Raw genomic sequence first — 19,827 nt, forward strand, 5'->3', positions numbered from 1 at the left:
GCGATCCTTTCGTTTTTGGATCGCAGCCAAAGAGTGCCCTTGATCGCCCCCGCGTGCACTGCGAGCTTCAATGCGGCACAATTGCGCGCATTGATTTATAGCGCCCGGGCCTGCCGCCCCGGCTGGAGTTAGCATGTCCCTGATCATCACCGACGATTGCATCAACTGCGACGTCTGCGAACCCGAGTGCCCGAACGCCGCCATTTCCCAAGGCGAAGAGATCTACGTGATCGACCCGAACCTGTGCACCCAGTGCGTCGGCCACTACGACGAGCCGCAGTGCCAGCAGGTCTGCCCGGTGGATTGCATTCCACTGGACGAAGCCCATCCGGAAACTGAAGAACAGTTGATGGAGAAGTACCGCAAGATTACCGGCAAGGCCTGATCTCTTCAGTGCCCGTCCGGCCCTCTTCGCGAGCAGGCTCGCTCCCACATTTGCAATGCATTCTCCTGTGGGAGCGAGCCTGCTCGCGAATGGGCCATCAGCCACACCCCTGAAACCCGATCAGCTCACTCGCGCTGTTCGAACCCCTCCCCTGTACACCCCAGACACCGCACAAACGCCGCTTTCGCCGGGTCGACCACCAGCGCCTGACCGGCATCGCCAACACCGCCGCCGAGCGCGGTAAACGGCAACGACACCACAAACGCTCCCGCACCGATCACCGTGGCCACCACCAGCAAAGGTCGGGCAATCAGCAGGTCGCCAAGCATGGCGTAGGCCGGGGGATTCTGGATGGTGTATCGCGGGTCACCGCTGCCGTTTTCCGAGGCGTGAGCAGCCAGACTGGAACACAGCAGCAGCGTGACGAAGAAGACTTGCAGGAGTTTCATGGCACGATCCTTCGGGCTGAACAGTGAGACTTCCCACTATAGACCCAAGGATTTTTTCAGGTCTGGCAGCGCGGGCAAAACACGCTGGCGCGCTGACCGAGCTTCACTTCGCGCAGACCGGTGCCGCAGACCTTGCAGTGCTGCCCTCCCCGGCCGTAGACAAACAGTTCCTGCTGGAAATAGCCGGGCTGACCGTCGCCGCCAATGAAATCGCGCAATGTCGTGCCGCCACGCTCAATGGCGGCGGCAAGGATGCGTTTGATCTCGATCGCCAGTTTCAAGTAACGCCCGCGGGAAATGCTTCCGGCTTCGCGGCGCGGGTCGATGCCGGCGGCGAACAGCGCTTCGGTCGCGTAGATATTGCCCACCCCGACCACCACCGCGTTATCCATGATGAACGGCTTGACCGCCATCGAACGCCCGCGTGACAGCTTGAACAATCTTTCGCCATCGAAAAGATCGGTCAGCGGCTCCGGCCCGAGGCGAATCAGCAATTCGTGATTAAGCGGGTCGTTGCTCCACAGCATCGCGCCGAACCGTCGCGGGTCGGTGTAGCGCAGGGCCAGACCCGATTCCAGTTCGATGTCGACGTGCTCGTGCTTCAACGCCGGCAACCCGGCCTCGACCAGACGCAGATTGCCCGACATGCCCAGATGGCTGATCAGTGTGCCGATCTCGGCGTTGATCAACAGGTATTTGGCGCGCCGCTCGACCAGCACGATGCGCTGCCCGGACAGGCGCACATCGAGGTCTTCGGGGATCGGCCAGCGCAGGCGCCGGTCGCGGACGATGACGCGGCTGACCCGCTGGCCTTCCAGGTGCGGGGCGATCCCGCGACGGGTGGTTTCGACTTCCGGCAGTTCAGGCATGGTGTCCTCGGATCAATGCGCGCCGAGGTCGCGAATCGTTTGTTTGAGTGTTTCGAAGTCGTAGTCCGACAGACCGACGTAATCGAGCACCAGCGGGCCGACCGCGTTCCACTCGAAATCTTCGGTCTGGTTACCCAGCACCCGATACGAGGCGCAGATGTGCTCAGCCATTTTCAGAATCGCCAGCAAATTTTTCAGCTGGCTGTTCTTCGACGATTCGTCGCTGAAAATCGCCAGCGCGTTGTGGTGGTTGGCGATGGCGGCGCTGACATGCTCCGGCAGGCGCCAGGACTTGGCGGTGTAGTAACCGACCACGGCGTGGTTGGTGTTGAACACACGGTTTTCCGTATCGACCACACGGCATTCCGGGCTGGCGCTGGCGTAGGCCTCTTCCAGCACGGTCATGTAATTGGGGAAACGCTGCAGCATCAACGGTACGCCGCAATCGTGGAACAGCCCTAACGCATAGGCTTCATCACCGGCCTGGGTACCGATGCGCTTGGCCAGGGTCAGGCAGGTCATCGCCACGTCCTGCGCGGTGTCCCAGAAACGGTTGAGGGTGACGATGGTGTCGTCGTTCATCTCGCCCTTGATCGACTGCGCGTTGATCAGGTTGATGATCGAGCGGCTGCCCAACAGGTTTACCGCACGCTGGATCGAGGTGATCTTGTTGCTCAGGCCGTAATACGGCGAGTTGACGATTTTCAGCAGCGCGCCGGACAGACCGGGGTCCTGGGAGATCAGCTTGGCGATCACCTCCAGGTCCGGGTCGGGCATGTACTGCTCCATTTGCAGATCCACCATGATCTGCGGTTGCGCCGGCACACTGATGCCTTGCAGCGATTGTTGAATCTGTTCGGTGGTCAGCTCTTGGGACATAAGTACACACTCCGGGGCAGGCGGCGATTCTAACCGCTGAAACCGCAGGGCGACACACCGATGGGCACATCGCCGGAACTTTCATCTGTGCCCAGGCTTCGGAATCTGTAGGGCGCATCGGACCTCAACGGTCCGCTGCGAAGGCAAAATCTCCACAGACTCAGGAGCTTACCGATGGCAACTTCCCTCAATGGCAAACGCGTCGCTATTTTGGTTACCGATGGTTTCGAACAGGTCGAACTGACCGGGCCCAAGGATGCCCTGGAGCAGGCCGGCGTGCAGGTCGATATCCTCTCGGCCGAGGCCGGCACCGTCAAAGGCTGGAACCATGACAAACCGGCCGACGACTTTCCGGTCGCCAACACCTTTCAGGCCGTGAGCATCGATCAATACGATGCCGTGCTGCTGCCGGGCGGTGTGCAGAATTCCGACACTATCCGTATCGATCAGGATGCTCAGCATCTGGTCAAGACTGCCGCTTCGGCGGGCAAGCCGATTGCCGTGATCTGTCATGGCAGCTGGCTGCTGATTTCCGCAGGGCTGGTCAATGGCAAGACCATGACCAGCTACAAAACGGTCAAGGACGATCTGGTCAATGCCGGGGTCAACTGGGTCGATCAGGAGGTGGTCAAGGACGGCAACCTGATCAGCAGCCGCCAGCCGGATGATGTGCCGGCATTCAGTCAGGCCCTGATTGACGCACTGGCTGCATAAGAGCTGAAATCGCTTTCGCGAGCAGGCTCGCTCCCACAGGTGAATGCATTGCAAGTGTGGGAGCGAGCCTGCTCGCGAAGGGGCCATCCGCTTTTCATCGCAGGCCAGACCGGAGCACGCGTCAACACGCTATACTCCCGCTCTTTTTCCGGAGCGACGTCATGTCCCTGCCTAGCCTGCGCCTCAAAGCCAACGCCGACCGTCGCCTGCGCAACGGCCACTTGTGGGTCTACAGCAACGAAATCGACGTGGCCGCCACGCCTCTGCACGGCTTCAAGGCTGGCGATCAGGCGGTGCTCGAAGCCGCTGGCGGCAAGCCGTTGGGCATCGTCGCCATGAGCCCGAACAACCTGATCTGCGCGCGCCTGCTGTCGCGCGACATCAAACTGGCACTCGACAAGTCGTTGCTGGTGCATCGCCTGAATGTCGCACTGTCGTTGCGCGAGCGTCTGTTCGACAAGCCGTTCTATCGTCTGGTCTACGGCGACTCCGACCTGCTGCCGGGTCTGGTGGTCGATCGCTTCGGCGACATTCTTGTGGTGCAGATCGCCTCGGCGACCATGGAAGCGCACAAGGACGACGTGATCGCCGCGTTGACCCAGGTGCTCAAGCCAAGCGGCATTTTGTTCAAGAATGATTCCGCCGCCCGCGACGCCGAAGGCCTCAACCGTTATGTCGAAACCGTGTTCGGTCTGGTGCCGGAGTGGGTCGCGCTGGAAGAGAACGGCGTCAAGTTCGAAGCGCCGGTCATTCAAGGGCAGAAAACCGGCTGGTTTTACGATCACCGCATGAACCGCGCGCGCCTGGCACCTTACGCAAAGGGCAAACGCGTACTTGATCTCTATAGCTACATCGGTGGCTGGGGCGTGCAGGCCGCTGCGTTCGGCGCCAGCGAAGTGTTCTGCGTCGACGCCTCTGCATTCGCCCTCGACGGCGTCGAGCGCAATGCCGCGCTGAACGGCTTCGCTGACAAGATGACCTGCATCGAAGGCGATGTCTTTGAAGCGCTGAAGGAACTGAAAGCCAGCGAAGAGCGTTTCGACGTGATCGTTGCCGATCCGCCGGCCTTCATCAAACGCAAGAAAGACATGAAGAACGGCGAAGGCGCCTACCGTCGTCTGAACGAGCAAGCCATGCGCCTGCTGACCAAGGACGGCATTCTGGTCAGTGCTTCGTGCTCCATGCACCTGCCGGAAGATGATCTGCAGAACATCCTGCTGACCAGCGCCCGTCACCTGGACCGCAATATCCAGATGCTCGAGCGTGGCGGTCAGGGTCCGGATCATCCGGTGCATCCGGCCATCGCTGAAACCCGTTACATCAAAAGCATCACCTGCCGTCTGCTGCCCAACAGCTGATTGCGCTTGAACACCGGGGAGCCACTGAGCTCCCCGTTTTTTTTGCGCGCCCTCCCCCCGTTTTTTCACACTCGACATGAGTGTCCTGCCCTCTTCCTACAACTTCTTTCTCGCTGCCTTGCAGGAAGTTTCGTCATGCCTGTCAATCATGGAAATTAAACCTACGCAGTAAGCCTCCTGCAAAAGATCACTCCGACAAAATTACTGGAATATTCCTACTTAATATCCGCTTGCCAATATTCGATTACAAACTAATATGAAGTTGTCGCAACGAAGCGACTCAACTACCAACGAACAAGGAGTTCACATCATGAAAACCATTTATCTCGAAACAGACAAACTCGCCAACCTGGCCTTTCTGGTTGCAGCCACCGGCCGCTAAGTAAGCCTGGACGCCGGAGAGTGCCGGCACTCTGGCGTCCATCAGACTTTTTCCCGAGTGACCTGAGCCCATGTATATCAATCCTTTTCTTTTTATATTGCCGCGCCCGCCTGGACAAGTTGTCTGGAACTACAAGAACCACACTCAACACGAACTTGATCTTGATTACTCCCATCGCCTCGCCAGACTTATACACAACCCTGAATTATTTGATCCGAACAACATAATAGACACACAACTTCTGGACGCAGGAATTCTGACAACTTCAAAAATAGACAGCCCGAATTGGGGCTGGGATGAATTGTCGAAGATTTATCACATCGGCACACAAAACATACCTTGCGCACATACGCCTCGGAATATCCACGAGTGGTCCAGGCAATATCTGGCGCACTGCAGCGAAGTGCTGGCGAAGCCAGAACCTGCAGACACCCGGGCGCGGCGATCAGTGCAGCCCCTGATTACCCTGCCCGTACCGGGCGCCATTGATGATGACAGCCTGACTCAGGCCCTGATGAGGCGCAAAACCTGTCGTTCCTACACCGGTGCAGCGGTGACACTGGATGAGGTTGGCACGCTGCTGTATTTGACCCTCGGCTATCTTCCCACACGCGACAATGCCCACGACGATCCGGTCGCACCGGGTCTCGAGGCACGCCGAAGCTGCCCGTCCGGCGGCGGATTGAACGCCTGTGAGGGATTTGTCCTGGCGCAAAATGTCAGCGGACTGGAACCCGGCATCTACGCCTATCACCCTGCCGAACACGCCCTGAGTCGGATCAATGCGCTGCCGGATCCGGAGCTGGGTCAATTGCTCGGCGGCCAGCATTTCATCAACAACCTGCCACTGGGCGTGTTCATCACTGCAAGGTTTGATCGTCTCTGGTGGAAGTACGAGCACTCGCGTGCCTATCGCATGGCCTTCATCGAAGCCGGTCATCTCTCGCAAACCTTTCAACTGGTAGCGACGACGCTGGGATTGAACACCTGGTTGACCGGCGCGTTTGCCGACGCACAGATTGAAACCCTGCTCGGCATCGCGGGCAGCGCCGAGCAACCGTTGTTCTTCGTCGGTTGCGGACAAAGCGATGGCCAGGCCATGTGCCAGGAAATGCGTGATCTGCTCAGCGGAGCACAGTCATGATTCCCACGGCTATGGACGAGAGCGAAGCCCCGGTGTCATGGTCGCTCAAATTCACGCTTCCAGGCTGGGAGAACCGTGCATCGGTACGCAGCAGTGTCCATGACTATCGGTTACCAGGCAATGTCGAGCAGCAATTGCAAACCCGCTACTGGTTACCCCCGGCCTTTGTGCCCTATCTGGCGCATCCGGCCATCCAGGCCAAAGGTCGCGAAACCCTGCACCGCCTTACCGCCAATCATCTGGTGTATTTCCTCGACTACACCACCCTGCTCGAACACCGCATCGTCAACCGCGCGGTGGAAGTCATCGTGCACCGCGAACTGCCCATTTATATACCGCTACCGATGAAACATGCGGCACTGCAGCTGTATACCGACGAGGGCTACCACGCGCTGTTTTCCAACCAGATTGCCGAGCAGATCGCTGCGCTCTACGGCATCACCCGGCGACCGGTCATTCCGAAGCGGATCAGCCGCATGAACGCTTTGATCGCGCGCACGCCGGAGAAAAACCGTGCATTGGCCTGGTTCCTGCTGGGATTTGTCTCGGAAACCATCATTGCCCGCGAGTTGCTGGAGGTCTGCCGCGACACGCTGGTGTCCAGTGTGAGTGACATGTTGCGCGATCACCTTGCCGACGAAGCCCGGCACAGCCGCTATTTCGCCGAAGCCTTCCATTACTTCTGGATTGCGATGAACAGTCGTCAACGCCTGTTCGCCAGCAAGACGCTCGTGGAGATCATTTCCATCTTCTTCGAAGCAGATGAAGGCTGGCTGCAACAAAGCCTGCGTTCGGCCGGTATTGCCGAGATCGACGTGATGGAGATTGTCGGCGGCACGGCAACGGTGCAGGCCAACCGCGCCCGTGCACGCGTTGGCTGCAAACCTACTGTGGAGGCCCTGCACAAGGCCGGCTTCTTTGCATTGCCCCATAACCAGACACTCTTCGCCAAAGCAGGATTGATCGATGGATAAACACAGCCGTGTAGCTACCCGCCGGCAACAACGCGGTGCCGTCAGCCTGTTGTTGGCGATGATCCTGCTTGGCGTGTTTCCGCTGGATGTGCTGCTGCCTTCCTTTCCGGCATTGGCAGCTCACTTTGGCCGATCGTCTAACGACATCGCGCTGTCGATCAGTCTGTTTGCCGTGGGCATCGCATTTGCCCAGTTATTGATCGGCCCGCTGTCAGATGTGATCGGGCGCAAAGGTCTGCTGCTTGCCGGCATGAGCGTGTCGCTGCTCGGCGCACTGGGCTGCGTGCTGAGCAATGACTACACGCTGTTCCTGATTTTCCGGGTGATGCAGGCGCTGGGATGCGGTTGCTTCGTGCTGTCCCAGGCACTGGTGCAGGATCTGTTCGAAGGCAACGAGCGTGATCGCCTGCGGATCCTGATGGTCACCGCAACGGGCATCTTCATTTCGGTATCACCATTGGCGGGCACGTTTCTGCAAGCCACGCTCGGCTGGCGCGGCAGCTTCTGGGTCTTCATCGCCCTGGCCGCAGCAGTTCTGATCAAGACCTGGCGATTGCTCGATAACAGCCGTCCTCCTCATGATCCCACCCGCCTTGGCTTCATCCAGTCCTATCAGCGCGTCCTGGGCAATTTCGAATTTGTCGGCTGCTGGCTGATTTCCGCATTCGCTTTCGCTTGCCACTTTTCCTTCATAGTCATTTCCCCGCTGATCTTCATGGAGCAGCTGCAGATGGCACCTTACGATTTCGCCTTGATCCTGCTGATTTACGGCGCCGCCTATGTCTTTGGCGGCGTGCTCGCCAGCGTGCTGAACCGGCATATCAATGCGCAACAGCAGATTTTTACCGGGCTGAGTCTGATCCTGCTCTCGGGACTGGTAATGCTCTATCTGGCCGCCAACCATGATTTGTCAGCTGCGACTGTGCTGATTCCAATGCTCATCTGCACGGTGGGCACGACCATTTCCCGGCCACCGGCTACCTCCCGCGCCATGAGCCTGTTTGCCGAAAATGCCGGCGCATCGGCGTCTGCCGGCAGCACCATCATCTTTATCTGTGGCGGGCTGGTCAGCGCCTTGATCAGCCTCGGCCCGGCCAACCTGCAAGCGACGCTGGGCTACGGTTTCGTCCTGTTGAGCGGCATATCCCTGTTGCTCAACAGCGTGATTGGCCGCCGCGTCAGCAACCTGCGCAGCAACAGGTTGATGCCCGGAGGCGACCATTGACCCTGCCAGTCGTCATCCCGCGCACCGCATCAGCAAGTCAACGATGCTTTGCGCCATTCCCTCGCGGCGTCAGCGGTGTAGAATCGCCTCATTCATCGCCATTCATCCCCGGCGGGTTTATGAGCTCAGGCTGAGACCAGCGGCGATCCCGCAACGTCATCGGCAGCTTCCGGACACACGGCCATTTTTCGGGTGTTTCAGAGGTCAACAGAAGCTCACTCCCCTTTAGTACGTGATTAGCCGCCCGGAGTGCTCCATGCCAGATTACCGCTCGAAAACATCCACCCACGGCCGCAACATGGCCGGCGCCCGCGCACTGTGGCGCGCCACCGGCATGAAAGATGACGACTTCAAGAAGCCGATCATTGCCATCGCCAACTCGTTCACCCAGTTCGTCCCGGGGCATGTGCACCTGAAGGACCTGGGTCAACTGGTCGCCCGCGAGATCGAACGCGCCGGTGGCGTGGCCAAGGAATTCAACACCATCGCCGTCGATGACGGCATCGCCATGGGCCACGACGGCATGCTGTATTCGCTGCCGAGCCGCGAGATCATCGCCGACTCCGTCGAGTACATGGTCAATGCCCACTGCGCCGACGCTATCGTGTGCATTTCCAACTGCGACAAGATCACCCCGGGCATGCTGATGGCCGCGTTGCGCCTGAACATCCCGGTGATCTTCGTTTCCGGTGGCCCGATGGAAGCGGGCAAGACCAAACTCGCCTCCCACGGCCTCGACCTCGTCGACGCCATGGTGATCGCCGCCGACTCCAGCGCTTCTGACGAGAAAGTCGCCGAGTACGAGCGTAGCGCCTGTCCAACCTGCGGTTCGTGCTCCGGCATGTTCACCGCCAACTCGATGAACTGTCTGACCGAAGCACTGGGTCTGGCCTTGCCGGGCAACGGTTCCACTCTGGCCACCCACAGCGACCGCGAACAGCTGTTCCTGCAGGCCGGTCGCACCATCGTCGAGCTGTGCAAGCGTTACTACGGCGAGAACGATGACTCCGTGCTGCCGCGCAACATCGCCAACTTCAAGGCGTTCGAGAACGCGATGATGCTCGACATCGCCATGGGCGGTTCGACCAACACCATCCTGCACTTGCTCGCAGCCGCCCAGGAAGCCGAGATCGATTTCGACCTGCGCGACATCGACCGCCTCTCGCGCAGCGTGCCGCAGCTGTGCAAAGTCGCGCCGAACATCCAGAAGTACCACATGGAAGACGTGCACCGCGCCGGCGGCATTTTCAGCATCCTCGGTTCGCTGGCCCGTGGCGGCCTGCTGCACACCGATCTGCCGACCGTGCACAGCCGCAGCATGGAAGAAGCCATCGCCAAGTGGGACATTACCCAGACCAGCGACGAAGCCGTGCATCACTTCTTCAAGGCAGGTCCTGCGGGCATTCCGACCCAGACCGCGTTCAGCCAGTCGACCCGTTGGGAAACCCTCGACGACGATCGTGAAAACGGCTGCATCCGCAGCTTCGAGCACGCCTATTCGAAAGAAGGCGGCCTCGCCGTGCTGTACGGCAACATCGCGCAGGACGGTTGCGTGGTGAAAACCGCCGGGGTCGATGAGTCGATCCACGTCTTCGAAGGCAACGCGAAAATTTTCGAAAGTCAGGACAGCGCCGTGCGCGGCATCCTCGCTGACGAAGTGAAGGAAGGCGACATCGTCATCATTCGCTACGAAGGCCCGAAAGGCGGCCCGGGCATGCAGGAAATGCTCTACCCGACGTCCTACCTGAAATCCAAAGGTCTGGGCAAAGCCTGTGCGCTGCTCACCGACGGGCGTTTCTCCGGCGGTACTTCCGGCCTGTCGATTGGTCACGCTTCGCCAGAAGCTGCGGCCGGCGGCGCGATTGGTCTGGTGCAGGATGGCGACAAGGTGCTGATCGACATTCCGAACCGCTCGATCAACCTGTTGGTCAGCGACGAAGAACTGGCGGCACGCCGTGCCGAGCAGGACAAGAAAGGCTGGAAACCGGTCGAGGTGCGTCCACGCAAAGTGACCACCGCGCTCAAGGCCTATGCCCTGCTGGCGACCAGTGCCGACAAGGGCGCGGTGCGTAACAAAGCGATGCTCGACGGGCTGTAACCGTCAAATCGTCGATGCAAAAATGCCCCGCCATGTGCGGGGCTGATCGTTCCCACGCTCTGCGTGGGAATGTCTCAAGGGACGCTCCGCGTCCAGTGACGCGGAGCGTCACGGGCTGCATTCCCACGCAGAGCGTGGGAACGATCCAAAACAAGATCAAAAGATCGCAACCTTCGGCAGCTCCTACATGCGATCGTGGCTTACTGAATGTCTTCCGGTTTGACGATCACCCAGTTCTTGTCCGCCGTCACCGGCAAGCCTTCCTTGGCCTGCGCCGCCGCGTGCCTGGCCATCATGCCGTTGATTTGCGTCATGTACTTGTCCTTGCGGTTGATCCACAAGTGAATGCCGCCCTTGGCCACATCGACATCGTGGAACAGCATGTAACCGTCGCTCGTCGGGGTATCGCCGCCGACCAGTACCGGTTTTTTCCATTCATCGATATAGGTCAGGATCGCTGCGTGCTTGCCGGCCATCCACGTTGCCGGGGTCCACAGGTACGGCGTCAGCTCCAGGCCGAGGTTGGCCTTCTCGTCATATTTGCCAGCAGTGATCTGTTTGCGCGCAGTGGTCAGCTCGCCGGTCTTCTGATCCTTGAGCAGCAGTGAAACGCCAATGACGTTCTGCGGTTTGACGTTGTAACCGTACTTGGGATCCGCCGCGACCATACGCACCAGTTCCTCGGAGGCGGCGGTCATCACGTAGACCTCGATGCCGTTCTCCATCAGCTTGTTGTACAGCTCCTGCTGGCCAGTGAAGATCTTCGGCGGATTGACATCGAGCTTCTTCACCACATCGCCTTCGTAATACGTCGCCGGCACCGGTTTGCCCGAAGCCATCAGCTCGTCAACGTAGCCCTTGAGTTCCTTGAGGGTGAAGCCAGAGAATACCTGCGCCACCCACGGGTAGCAGACCATGTCGTCGACTTCGCAGAGCCGGTAGTAATAACTGAACAGGCTTTCCTTGTGCTCGGCGGTGTCCTTGAAGGGCATCAGTTTCAGCGAGGGGTCGAGCTTGTCGCGGGTAATAAGGCCTTTGTTTTCCATGAACGGCAGCAAGGATTCTTCGAGGTCGTAGCGGTAACTGGTGTTGTCCATGTCGAACACCGCGTAATTACCCTTGTTGGCGTTGGCGGCAATCATCGCGTCCAGCGCCTTGGCCTGATCCGCCGGCCAATGCTTGAGGTCCGTGGCCAATGCCTGGCCAGCAAGGCCAGCCGCCAGTGCCATAGCCAACAACGTGCGTGCAATTCTCATAGCGCTACTCCCCGATGCAAAGAGTTCGACGCTAACAAATCATTGTGACAAGCCTCGCCTGTCAGCGACCGCTTACGTCCCCTGCGCGTCAGTTGCATTGCCGACAGCGACACGCGCTTATTCCAAAAACGACGGTTGCCCAGCCATTTTGGTATTAAATCATTGCAAATCAAGCTGTTAGGCTTGCCGGTTCGCAGCAGCCCCGGATGGCTGTTGGCACAGTCTTTACTGGAGTTCTCATGAATCTACCGCTGATTCTCAACCTGCTGGTGTTCCTCGCCCTGCTCTTCGGTCTGGCGCAGACCCGCCACACCACCTGGAGCCTGGCGAAAAAAGTCCTGCTCGCACTGGTCCTCGGCGTGGCGTTCGGCGTCGCGCTGCACACGATTTACGGTGCCGGCAATCCGGTGCTGAAAGCCTCGATCGGCTGGTTCGATCTGGTCGGCAACGGTTACGTGCAGTTGCTGCAAATGATCGTGATCCCGCTGGTGTTCGCTTCGATCCTCAGCGCCGTCGCCCGCCTGCACAACGCCTCGTCGCTGGGCAAGATCAGTTTCCTGACCATCGGCACGCTTCTGTTCACCACCGCCATCGCGGCGTTGATCGGCATCGGCCTGACCAACCTGTTCGGCCTCAGCGCTGAAGGTCTGGTTGCCGGCACCCAGGAAATGGCACGCCTGCAAACCATTCAGAACGACTACGCCGGCAAGGTCGCCGACCTGAATGTGCCGCAATTGCTGCTGTCGTTCATTCCGCAGAACCCGTTCGCCGACCTGGCCCGGGCCAAGCCGACCTCGATCATCAGTGTGGTGATCTTCGCCGCATTCCTCGGGGTTGCCGCGCTGCAACTGCTCAAGGACGACGTCGAGAAAGGTCAGAAAGTGATCAACGCCATCGACACCCTGCAAGCCTGGGTGATGCGTCTGGTGCGTCTGGTGATGAAGCTGACCCCGTACGGTGTGCTGGCGCTGATGACCAAAGTGGTCGCCGGTTCCAACCTGCAGGACATCATCAAGCTCGGCAGTTTCGTCGTGGTCTCGTATATCGGCCTGGGCCTGATGTTCGTCGTGCACGGCGTGCTGGTGTCGGCCGCCGGGATCAACCCGCTGCGCTTCTTCCGCAAGATCTGGCCGGTGCTGACCTTCGCCTTCACCAGCCGCTCCAGCGCGGCGACCATTCCGCTGAGCATCGAAGCGCAGACCCGTCGTCTGGGCATTCCGTCGTCAGTCGCCAGTTTCGCTGCCTCGTTCGGTGCGACCATCGGCCAGAACGGTTGCGCAGGCCTGTACCCGGCGATGTTGGCGGTGATGGTGGCACCAACGGTCGGTATCAACCCGCTGGATCCGTTGTGGATCGCGACGCTGGTAGCGATTGTCACGTTGAGCTCGGCCGGCGTGGCCGGAGTGGGTGGCGGCGCGACGTTCGCCGCACTGATCGTGCTGCCGGCGATGGGCTTGCCGGTGTCACTGGTGGCGTTGCTGATTTCGGTCGAGCCGCTGATCGATATGGGGCGCACCGCGTTGAACGTGAGTGGCTCGATTACCGCAGGGGCGATTACCAGTCAGGTCATGCAGCAGACGGATAAAGCGCTGCTGGATGCCGATGAACACGCAGAGTTGGCCCAGGCTTAAGCTTCTCAGCGACTGAGCGGGCCTCTTCGCGAGCAGGCTCGCTCCCACACTGAAATGCGTTCCCCTGTGGGAGCGAGCCTGCTCGCGAAGCTGTTAGGCTTTCTCCCAAACCTCAAAGCTATATGCAGGTTTATCGCCCTCTGCCGGATTCGGTACATTCGACACCAGCTTCCATTCGCTCAGATCAAACTCCGGAAACCACGCATCCCCTTCCGGGCTCAGCGCCACGCGGGTCAGGTACAGCCGATCGGCCTGCGCCAGTCCCTGCGCATACAACTGCGCGCCACCAATCAGCATCAGTTCATCAACGCCCTGGGCTTTCGCCCATTCCTCGGCGCGCGCCACGGCGGCTTCCAGCGACGGATAGACCTCGGCGCCTTCGAGCTGCAGATCGGTCTGGCGGCTGACCACGATGTTCAAGCGCCCCGGCAACGGCCGGCCGAGCGAATCCCAGGTCTTGCGACCCATGATGATCGGCTTGCCGAGCGTGGTCGCCTTGAAGTATTTGAAGTCCCCCGGCAGGTGCCAGGGCATGCTGTTGTCGACGCCGATCACGCGGTTTTCACCGAGGGCTGCGATCAGGCTGAGGGGCAGTGATTTAGTCATGCCGGCGAGGATACCAGAGCCGCGCTTACCCCGATAAGCGCCACAGCGGTTATGCTCAGCGCTCGATTTAGCGACGGGACGCCGCGTGACTGAACTGACTCCACTGCAAAACCTCTGGCTCACCGAAACCATCCGCCTGCGCGAAGAACACGCGGGGCCGCTGGATGATCTGGAAGCCAATCGTCTGGCCCGCGCCGCTGGCGGCGATCTGCCGGGCCGCATTGCGCGCCGGGCGCTATGGCTGGCCGAGCGCGACGGGCTCACCGCCGCGCTCAAGCACTGGCTGCAAGGCGCGCGTCTGGCGCTGGTGCTGTTGATGATTGTCGCCGTGCTCAGCGGCGCCGGTCTGGCATTCGCCGCACTTGGCCAGACGCCGGTAAATGTGTTCTGGGCGCTGGGCAGTCTGCTCGGGATCAATCTGATTTTGCTACTGAGCTGGGCGCTGGGCTTGATTTTCGCTGGCGAACACGGCGCCACCCTTGGGCGCTTATGGCTGTGGCTCAGCGAAAAATTCGCTCGCGACACCAAAGCCGCGCAACTGGCGCCGGCCCTGCTGTTGCTGCTGCAACGCAAGAAACTCAACCGCTGGGCGCTCGGCGCGTTGGTCAATGGCCTGTGGCTGCTGGCGATGCTCAGCGCGCTGATTCTGTTGCTGACCCTGATGGCCACGCGGCGCTACGGCTTTGTCTGGGAAACCACGATCCTCGGCGCCGACACCTTTATCCATGTCACCCAGGCCCTTGGCTATCTGCCGTCGCTGCTCGGCTTCAATGTGCCGACCGAGGAAATGATCCGCGCCAGCGGCGACGGCGCACTGGATATTGAAAGCGCACGACAAGCCTGGGCGACCTGGCTGGTCGGTGTGCTGGTGGTCTACGGCGTGCTGCCGCGCCTGCTGCTCGCGCTGTTGTGCCTGTGGCGCTGGAACAGCGGCAAAGCCGCGCTGCGCCTGGATCTGAACCTGCCCGGCTACGCGCAACTGCGCGAACGGTTAATGCCAACCAGCGAGCGCCTTGGCGTCAACGACCCGGAGCCGGCGCAACTGCATCGCGTCGAAAGCAACATCGGCGAACTGGCCAGTGAAGGCGCGCTGCTGGTGGCGATCGAGTTGGACGAACAGCGTCCATGGCCACCCGCGCTGCCGAAAAACGTCAGCAACGCGGGCATCCTCGACAGTCGCGAATCGCGGCACAAACTGCTCGAGCAACTCAGTCGCTTCCCGCCAGCGCGGCTGGCCATCGCCTGTGATCCGCGACGTTCGCCGGATCGCGGCAGCCTCGCGCTGATCGCCGAACTCGCGCGCAACGCCGGCGCCACTCGCATCTGGCTGCTGCAAGCGCCACCCGGCGAAGCGCTGGACGGGCAACGTCTGGGTGACTGGCACGCGGCGCTGCAACAGCTGGAACTGCCATTCGCCGATTGCGCGCCGATGAACTGGCTGGAGAGCGGACATGACTGATGCACGCAAGGCCCCGCTGAAACTGGCAGTGGTTGGCCACACCAACGTCGGCAAGACCTCGCTGCTGCGCACGCTGACCCGTGACGTCGGCTTCGGCGAAGTCTCGCACCGGCCGAGCACCACCCGGCATGTCGAAGGCGCGCGGTTGTCGGTGGATGGCGAGCCGTTGCTCGATCTGTACGACACGCCGGGGCTGGAAGATGCGATCGCCCTGCTGGATTTTCTCGAGCGTCTGGAACGCCCCGGCGAACGCCTCGACGGCCCGGCACGGCTGGCACGGTTTCTCGACGGCAGCGAGGCGCGCCAGCGTTTCGAACAGGAAGCCAAGGTACTGCGACAACTGCTGGCCTCCGATGCCGGTCTGTATGTGATCGACGCCCGCGAACCGGTGCTGGCCAAGTACCGCGACGAGCTGGAAGTGCTCGCCAGTTGCGGCAAACCGCTGCTGCCGGTGCTGAATTTCGTCAGCAGCGCCAACCATCGCGAACCCGATTGGCGTGAAGCGCTGGCGCGGTTGGGGCTGCATGCGTTGGTACGTTTCGACAGCGTCGCGCCGCCCGAGGATGGCGAGCGGCGCTTGTACGAGAGCCTCGCCCTTCTATTGGAAAACGCCCGGCCGCAACTGGAGCGGTTGATCGCCGACCAGCAGGCGCAGCGCCTCGCCCGTCAGCAAAGCGCCGCGCGCTTGATTGCCGAATTGCTGATCGACTGCGCTGCGTGCCGACGCAGTGTGGTCAGCGAAGCCGAGCAGGAACAGCAGGCGATCAGCGAACTGCGCAAAGCCGTACGTCAGCGTGAGCAGAAGTGCGTTGAGACGCTGCTCAAGCTCTACGCGTTTCGCCCGCAGGACGCGGCGGCCAGTGACTTGCCGTTGCTCGACGGGCGCTGGGGCGATGATCTGTTCAACCCGGAAACCCTGAAGCAACTCGGCGTGCGCGTCGGCGGCGGCATTGCTGCCGGTGCAGCGGCCGGGGCTGGGGTGGATTTGCTGGTCGGCGGGATTACCCTTGGCGCGGCGGCACTGGCCGGCGCGATTGCCGGTGGCGCACTGCAAACCGCGCGCAGTTATGGCAGTCGCCTGCTCGGCAAGATCAAAGGCCAGCGGGAATTGACAGTGGATGACGCCGTGCTGCGCCTGTTGGCGTTGCGCCAGCGCCAGTTGCTGCTGGCCCTAGATCAGCGCGGGCATGCGGCGATGGACAGCATTCAGGTGGCCACGCCTCTGGACAAGACCTGGCGCGAAGGCAAGTTGCCGGAAGCGCTGAACAAGGCGCGCGCGCATCCGCAGTGGTCGTCGCTCAATCCGCAGGCGAAGTTGAATCAGGCGGAAAGGCAGGTGCAGGTTGAGGCGTTGGTTGATCGGGTGCTTGAGCTTTAGATCGCTACCCCCTCACCCCAGCCCTCTCCCGGAGGGGAGAGGGGGCCGACTGTGTTGCTCTTGGGTCATACACCGACCTGAGATATCCAGTCGAACTCAGGTTTGAAAAGCATGGAGATCAGCTCCCTCTCCCTCCGGGAGAGGGCTGGGGTGAGGGCTGCAATCACTCAGCCGACAACAATTTCTCAGCCTTGCGCTTTAACACACTCAGATCCACCAGCGGCACCGCAACCTCCTTCGCCAACTCATCCCAACACCGCATGCGCAGACTCAGCGCACACAACGGATCAGCCTCGAACGCATCCGCCTCAGCCGCGCTCATTACCCCGCCCTGATATTCCAGCGTCCTGCGACTCGCCTCACTCAACCGTGCGTAATAGCCCGGCTCGCGCAAGGTCAGATAGCGCTTGGCCTGAACGTGATATTCCACCAGTCGCGCCAGCCGTTCGCTGAAACCTGCCTCACGCAGATAATCGGCCCCGAGCCGTTCATGGCTGACCACGCCATAACCGCCCATGTTTTCCGCGCCCTCGGCACACAAATGGCCGATGTCATGAAAGAACGCCGCCAGCACCACTTCATCGTCACAGCCTTCAGCCATGGCCAATTCTGCGGCCTGGGACATGTGCTCGAGCTGCGACACCGGTTCGCCGATGTAATCGCTGGCGCCGAAGCGTTCATACAGGCCGAACACCCGGGCGATCACCTGTTCGTGATTCATGCCTCCTCCAGTAATTGCGCGATGTTGCGTTCGGCCAGCGCCGGGCCGACGCTCATGCCGACGCCGGTGTGCATCAGCGCCACGCTCAGGCCCGGTGCCGGGCGCAGGAAAGAAAACGGACCAGGCCCACGAGCACCATAGACGCCCTGCCAGCGTTCGACCACTTGCACCTGGCAGCCCAGCGTCTGCTCGGCAAGTTCGAGCATCCAGTCGTCGACCTGTTCGGCGTTGAACGGTGACGCATCGCTGCCGTAATGATGCGAATCGCCGATGATCAGTTCGCCATACGGTGTCGGGCTGATCAGCAAGTGAATGCCGTTAGCGTGCAGTTGCGGTTGTTCACGGAGGATCTGCGCCTGCACCGCTGCGGCTTGCGGCAGATCGGCGAAAGCGCCGTAGTGCACGCAACTCAGGCCGGTGAGCACGGCGTGTTGCAGATTGAGATCGACCTGCGGTTTGGCCCGCAGCATTTGCAGACGACAGATCTGCGGATTGAGCGCAGCAATCGGCTCGGCCAGTAGGGTCTGATAGTCGTGGCCGGAGCAGACGATGATCTGCTTGGCGCAGAACTCACCGGCAGTGCTGCGCAGTCGCCCCGGCTCGACGTCGCGCACCAGCGTGGAAAAGTGAAACTCGACGCCCAGGTCGCGGCGCAAATAATCGATCAGCGCCGGAATCGCTTCGCGCGAGTACAGCTGCTGATCATCGACACCGTGCAGCGCGGCACGGTGATGGCTGAACTGGCCGCCATACAGATCACGCAACGCTGCGCCGCGCAGCAGCTCGACGTTGTAGCCATGCTCGACCGCGCGGCCGGCGCAGAAGGCTTCGAGCAGGTGTTCTTCGGCCTCGCTGCGGGCGAACAGGTATGAGCCGTTGCGCTTGACCTGCAGGCCGGCAAGTTGCGCCCAGTCACCCCAGATCTCGCGGCTGGCCTTGGCCAGTTCGAGCATGATGCCGGGCGGCTGACCGGTGACCAGCGCCTGGCCGAAGTTGCGCACCGAAGCGCCAAGGGGCGTGGCGGTGCGTTCGAATACCGCGACTTTCAGGCCGCGTTTGGCAGCGGCATAGGCGTGGGACAGACCGAGGATGCCGGCGCCGATGATGAGCAGGTCTTTGGGTTGTGTCATGAAGCCACCTCAATGATCGTTCCCACGCGGAGCAAAGGAATGCAGCCAGGGACGCTCCGCGTCCTTTGTGACGCAGAGCGTCACGGGATTCATTCCCGCGCAGAGCGTGGGAACGATCGGCACCGGTTACTTGGCGACAACTTTCTCGGACTTGCCGTCATACCGCTTGCGCCATTCAGCCAGGATCTCGTCGCGATTCTTCGAGGCCCAGGCAAAGTCGTTCTTGATCAGACGCTGCTCATAGTCGGCCGGCAATTCGGTCTGCGGCTTGGCGATCCCCGGCTGGGCGAGCACGGCGAAGTTCTCTTTGTACAGATCCATCGCCTCGGCGCTGGCGGAGAAGTCAGCGAGTTTCTTCGCTGCCTCTTCATGCGGCGTGCCTTTGATCACCGCTGTCGCTTCGATCTCCCAGCCCAGGCCTTCCTTCGGCAGGATGATGTCCAGTGGCGCACCCTGGCGTTTCAACTGTACCGCTGGATATTCAAAGGAAATCCCGATCGGAAACTCCCCCGCCGCCGCCAGCTTGCACGGCTTGGAACCGGAGTGAACGTACTGGCCGATGTTCTGGTGCAAGCCGTCCATATACGCCCAGCCCTGCTTCTCGCCGAAGGTTTGCAGCCAGGCGCTGACGTCGAGGAAACCGGTGCCGGACGACGCCGGGTTGGGCATGACGATCTTGCCTTTGTACTCAGGCTTGGTCAGGTCCTGCCAGCTCACGGGCTTGGTCAGACCCTGCTTCTCGGCCTCGACAGTGTTGAAGCAAATGGTCGCGGCCCACACGTCCATGCCGACCCAGGCTGGCGGGTTGGCGGCGTCGCGGTAGTTCGCGCCGATCTTGCCAAGATCCTTCGGTGCATAGCTTTGCAGCATGCCTTGCTGGTCGAGAATCGCCAGGCTCGACGCGGCGAGGCCCCACACCGCGTCAGCCTGCGGACGAGCCTTTTCGGCGAGCAGCTTGGCGGTGATGATCCCGGTCGAATCGCGCACCCATTTGATCTCGACGTCCGGGTTGGCCTTTTCGAAGGCGTCCTTGTAGGACTTCAGTTGCTCGGCTTCGAGGGCGGTGTACACCGTCAACTCGGTTTTTGCCGCGAAGGCATTCAGGCTGAAAGTCGCGAGCACAGCAGCGGCCAGGGCCATAGGCTTGAACATGAGCGTTTTCCTGTAGA

General features: G+C 60.9%; 18 protein-coding genes. 10 read left to right on the plus strand and 8 right to left on the minus strand.

Translation table 11 applies throughout. The features are described 5' to 3' along the window. The first annotated feature begins 133 nt into the window (after positions 1-133). Positions 134-385, plus strand: coding sequence for a YfhL family 4Fe-4S dicluster ferredoxin (locus AB4O45_RS11515; RefSeq protein WP_003195146.1), 252 nt, complete (start codon positions 134-136; stop codon positions 383-385). A 125-nt stretch (positions 386-510) separates the two neighbouring features. On the opposite strand, the gene AB4O45_RS11520 is transcribed toward AB4O45_RS11515, so the two are convergent. The 3 genes from AB4O45_RS11520 to AB4O45_RS11530 are packed head-to-tail and all read right to left on the minus strand — an operon-like array spanning position 511 to position 2,528. Beyond that, positions 511-834, minus strand: coding sequence for a multidrug transporter (locus tag AB4O45_RS11520; RefSeq protein WP_252877061.1), 324 nt, complete (start codon positions 832-834; stop codon positions 511-513). Between the two features lie 56 nt (positions 835-890). Continuing rightward, a complete protein-coding gene (mutM, locus tag AB4O45_RS11525) occupies positions 891-1,703 on the minus strand; it encodes a bifunctional DNA-formamidopyrimidine glycosylase/DNA-(apurinic or apyrimidinic site) lyase (RefSeq protein WP_150743578.1) in 813 nt (270 codons plus the stop codon). Positions 1,704-1,715: 12 nt separating this feature from the next. Continuing rightward, positions 1,716-2,528 carry an HDOD domain-containing protein gene (locus tag AB4O45_RS11530; protein ID WP_164558347.1) on the minus strand — a complete coding sequence of 271 codons (813 nt, stop codon included), beginning with the start codon at positions 2,526-2,528 and terminating at the stop codon, positions 1,716-1,718. A 228-nt stretch (positions 2,529-2,756) separates the two neighbouring features. On the opposite strand from AB4O45_RS11530, the gene AB4O45_RS11535 reads away from it, so the two are divergent. The 6 genes from AB4O45_RS11535 (at position 2,757) to ilvD (ending at position 10,477) form a co-directional block, all read left to right on the plus strand. Further along, complete coding sequence (locus tag AB4O45_RS11535) at positions 2,757-3,296, plus strand: type 1 glutamine amidotransferase domain-containing protein (protein ID WP_064364734.1); 540 nt, start codon at positions 2,757-2,759, stop codon at positions 3,294-3,296. A 161-nt stretch (positions 3,297-3,457) separates the two neighbouring features. Next, positions 3,458-4,654: a class I SAM-dependent rRNA methyltransferase gene (locus AB4O45_RS11540; RefSeq protein ID WP_016772700.1), complete on the plus strand. Its 1,197-nt coding sequence runs from the start codon at positions 3,458-3,460 to the stop codon at positions 4,652-4,654. Positions 4,655-5,106: 452 nt separating this feature from the next. Then, on the plus strand, positions 5,107-6,180 hold the full coding sequence (locus AB4O45_RS11545) for a SagB family peptide dehydrogenase (protein WP_460161412.1): 1,074 nt from the start codon (positions 5,107-5,109) through the stop codon (positions 6,178-6,180). Then, positions 6,177-7,154 (plus strand): diiron oxygenase, encoded by a 978-nt coding sequence (locus tag AB4O45_RS11550; protein ID WP_460161413.1) that lies wholly within the window; start codon positions 6,177-6,179, stop codon positions 7,152-7,154. Before AB4O45_RS11545 ends, AB4O45_RS11550 begins: the two co-directional genes overlap by 4 nt. Further along, the gene (locus AB4O45_RS11555) at positions 7,147-8,379 is read left to right on the plus strand and encodes an MFS transporter (RefSeq protein WP_252868430.1); all 1,233 of its coding nucleotides are present in this window, start codon (positions 7,147-7,149) and stop codon (positions 8,377-8,379) included. The genes AB4O45_RS11550 and AB4O45_RS11555 overlap by 8 nt, the downstream gene beginning before the upstream one ends. Before the next feature lie 256 nt (positions 8,380-8,635). Then, positions 8,636-10,477: a dihydroxy-acid dehydratase gene (gene ilvD, locus AB4O45_RS11560; protein ID WP_024014684.1), complete on the plus strand. Its 1,842-nt coding sequence runs from the start codon at positions 8,636-8,638 to the stop codon at positions 10,475-10,477. Positions 10,478-10,677: 200 nt separating this feature from the next. Here the strand turns inward: ilvD and AB4O45_RS11565 are convergent, their stop codons facing one another. After that, positions 10,678-11,733, minus strand: coding sequence for an HAD family hydrolase (locus AB4O45_RS11565; protein ID WP_095181319.1), 1,056 nt, complete (start codon positions 11,731-11,733; stop codon positions 10,678-10,680). A 239-nt stretch (positions 11,734-11,972) separates the two neighbouring features. Between AB4O45_RS11565 and AB4O45_RS11570 the strand changes: the two genes are divergently transcribed. Then, entirely contained in the window at positions 11,973-13,364 is a 1,392-nt protein-coding gene (locus AB4O45_RS11570; RefSeq protein WP_056786302.1) for an L-cystine transporter, read from the plus strand. Between the two features lie 93 nt (positions 13,365-13,457). Here AB4O45_RS11570 and AB4O45_RS11575 read toward each other — a convergent pair whose 3' ends face one another. Then, the gene (locus tag AB4O45_RS11575; RefSeq protein WP_125925423.1) at positions 13,458-13,970 is read right to left on the minus strand and encodes a dihydrofolate reductase; all 513 of its coding nucleotides are present in this window, start codon (positions 13,968-13,970) and stop codon (positions 13,458-13,460) included. Between the two features lie 85 nt (positions 13,971-14,055). Here AB4O45_RS11575 and AB4O45_RS11580 point away from each other — a divergent pair, with 85 nt between their 5' ends. Beyond that, the gene (locus tag AB4O45_RS11580; protein ID WP_460161414.1) at positions 14,056-15,429 is read left to right on the plus strand and encodes a DUF2868 domain-containing protein; all 1,374 of its coding nucleotides are present in this window, start codon (positions 14,056-14,058) and stop codon (positions 15,427-15,429) included. Then, positions 15,422-16,807: a GTPase/DUF3482 domain-containing protein gene (locus AB4O45_RS11585; protein ID WP_460161415.1), complete on the plus strand. Its 1,386-nt coding sequence runs from the start codon at positions 15,422-15,424 to the stop codon at positions 16,805-16,807. The genes AB4O45_RS11580 and AB4O45_RS11585 overlap by 8 nt, the downstream gene beginning before the upstream one ends. Before the next feature lie 163 nt (positions 16,808-16,970). Here AB4O45_RS11585 and AB4O45_RS11590 read toward each other — a convergent pair whose 3' ends face one another. The 3 genes from AB4O45_RS11590 to AB4O45_RS11600 all read right to left on the minus strand — a co-directional run bounded on the left by AB4O45_RS11590 (position 16,971) and on the right by AB4O45_RS11600 (position 19,810). Next, a complete protein-coding gene (locus AB4O45_RS11590; protein ID WP_150742968.1) occupies positions 16,971-17,528 on the minus strand; it encodes a phosphonate degradation HD-domain oxygenase in 558 nt (185 codons plus the stop codon). Beyond that, positions 17,525-18,658 (minus strand): TIGR03364 family FAD-dependent oxidoreductase, encoded by a 1,134-nt coding sequence (locus AB4O45_RS11595; protein WP_460161416.1) that lies wholly within the window; start codon positions 18,656-18,658, stop codon positions 17,525-17,527. Before AB4O45_RS11595 ends, AB4O45_RS11590 begins: the two co-directional genes overlap by 4 nt. Before the next feature lie 126 nt (positions 18,659-18,784). Next, positions 18,785-19,810 carry a putative 2-aminoethylphosphonate ABC transporter substrate-binding protein gene (locus AB4O45_RS11600; RefSeq protein ID WP_073471011.1) on the minus strand — a complete coding sequence of 342 codons (1,026 nt, stop codon included), beginning with the start codon at positions 19,808-19,810 and terminating at the stop codon, positions 18,785-18,787. Positions 19,811-19,827: the final 17 nt, after the last annotated feature.

Source organism: Pseudomonas sp. S2_B10 (assembly GCF_054668425.1).

Excerpts from the sequence above, each read along its gene's own strand:
- AB4O45_RS11515 (WP_003195146.1), top strand. The coding sequence starts at position 134 with ATGTCCCTGATCATCACCGACGATTGCATCAACTGCGACGTCTGCGAA.
- ilvD (WP_024014684.1), top strand. The coding sequence starts at position 8,636 with ATGCCAGATTACCGCTCGAAAACATCCACCCACGGCCGCAACATGGCC.
- AB4O45_RS11545 (WP_460161412.1), top strand. The coding sequence starts at position 5,107 with ATGTATATCAATCCTTTTCTTTTTATATTGCCGCGCCCGCCTGGACAA.
- AB4O45_RS11585 (WP_460161415.1), top strand. The coding sequence starts at position 15,422 with ATGACTGATGCACGCAAGGCCCCGCTGAAACTGGCAGTGGTTGGCCAC.
- AB4O45_RS11570 (WP_056786302.1), top strand. The coding sequence starts at position 11,973 with ATGAATCTACCGCTGATTCTCAACCTGCTGGTGTTCCTCGCCCTGCTC.
- AB4O45_RS11535 (WP_064364734.1), top strand. The coding sequence starts at position 2,757 with ATGGCAACTTCCCTCAATGGCAAACGCGTCGCTATTTTGGTTACCGAT.
- AB4O45_RS11520 (WP_252877061.1), bottom strand. The coding sequence starts at position 834 with ATGAAACTCCTGCAAGTCTTCTTCGTCACGCTGCTGCTGTGTTCCAGT.
- AB4O45_RS11565 (WP_095181319.1), bottom strand. The coding sequence starts at position 11,733 with ATGAGAATTGCACGCACGTTGTTGGCTATGGCACTGGCGGCTGGCCTT.
- AB4O45_RS11555 (WP_252868430.1), top strand. The coding sequence starts at position 7,147 with ATGGATAAACACAGCCGTGTAGCTACCCGCCGGCAACAACGCGGTGCC.
- AB4O45_RS11540 (WP_016772700.1), top strand. The coding sequence starts at position 3,458 with ATGTCCCTGCCTAGCCTGCGCCTCAAAGCCAACGCCGACCGTCGCCTG.
- AB4O45_RS11550 (WP_460161413.1), top strand. The coding sequence starts at position 6,177 with ATGATTCCCACGGCTATGGACGAGAGCGAAGCCCCGGTGTCATGGTCG.
- mutM (WP_150743578.1), bottom strand. The coding sequence starts at position 1,703 with ATGCCTGAACTGCCGGAAGTCGAAACCACCCGTCGCGGGATCGCCCCG.
- AB4O45_RS11590 (WP_150742968.1), bottom strand. The coding sequence starts at position 17,528 with ATGAATCACGAACAGGTGATCGCCCGGGTGTTCGGCCTGTATGAACGC.
- AB4O45_RS11600 (WP_073471011.1), bottom strand. The coding sequence starts at position 19,810 with ATGTTCAAGCCTATGGCCCTGGCCGCTGCTGTGCTCGCGACTTTCAGC.
- AB4O45_RS11575 (WP_125925423.1), bottom strand. The coding sequence starts at position 13,970 with ATGACTAAATCACTGCCCCTCAGCCTGATCGCAGCCCTCGGTGAAAAC.
- AB4O45_RS11595 (WP_460161416.1), bottom strand. The coding sequence starts at position 18,658 with ATGACACAACCCAAAGACCTGCTCATCATCGGCGCCGGCATCCTCGGT.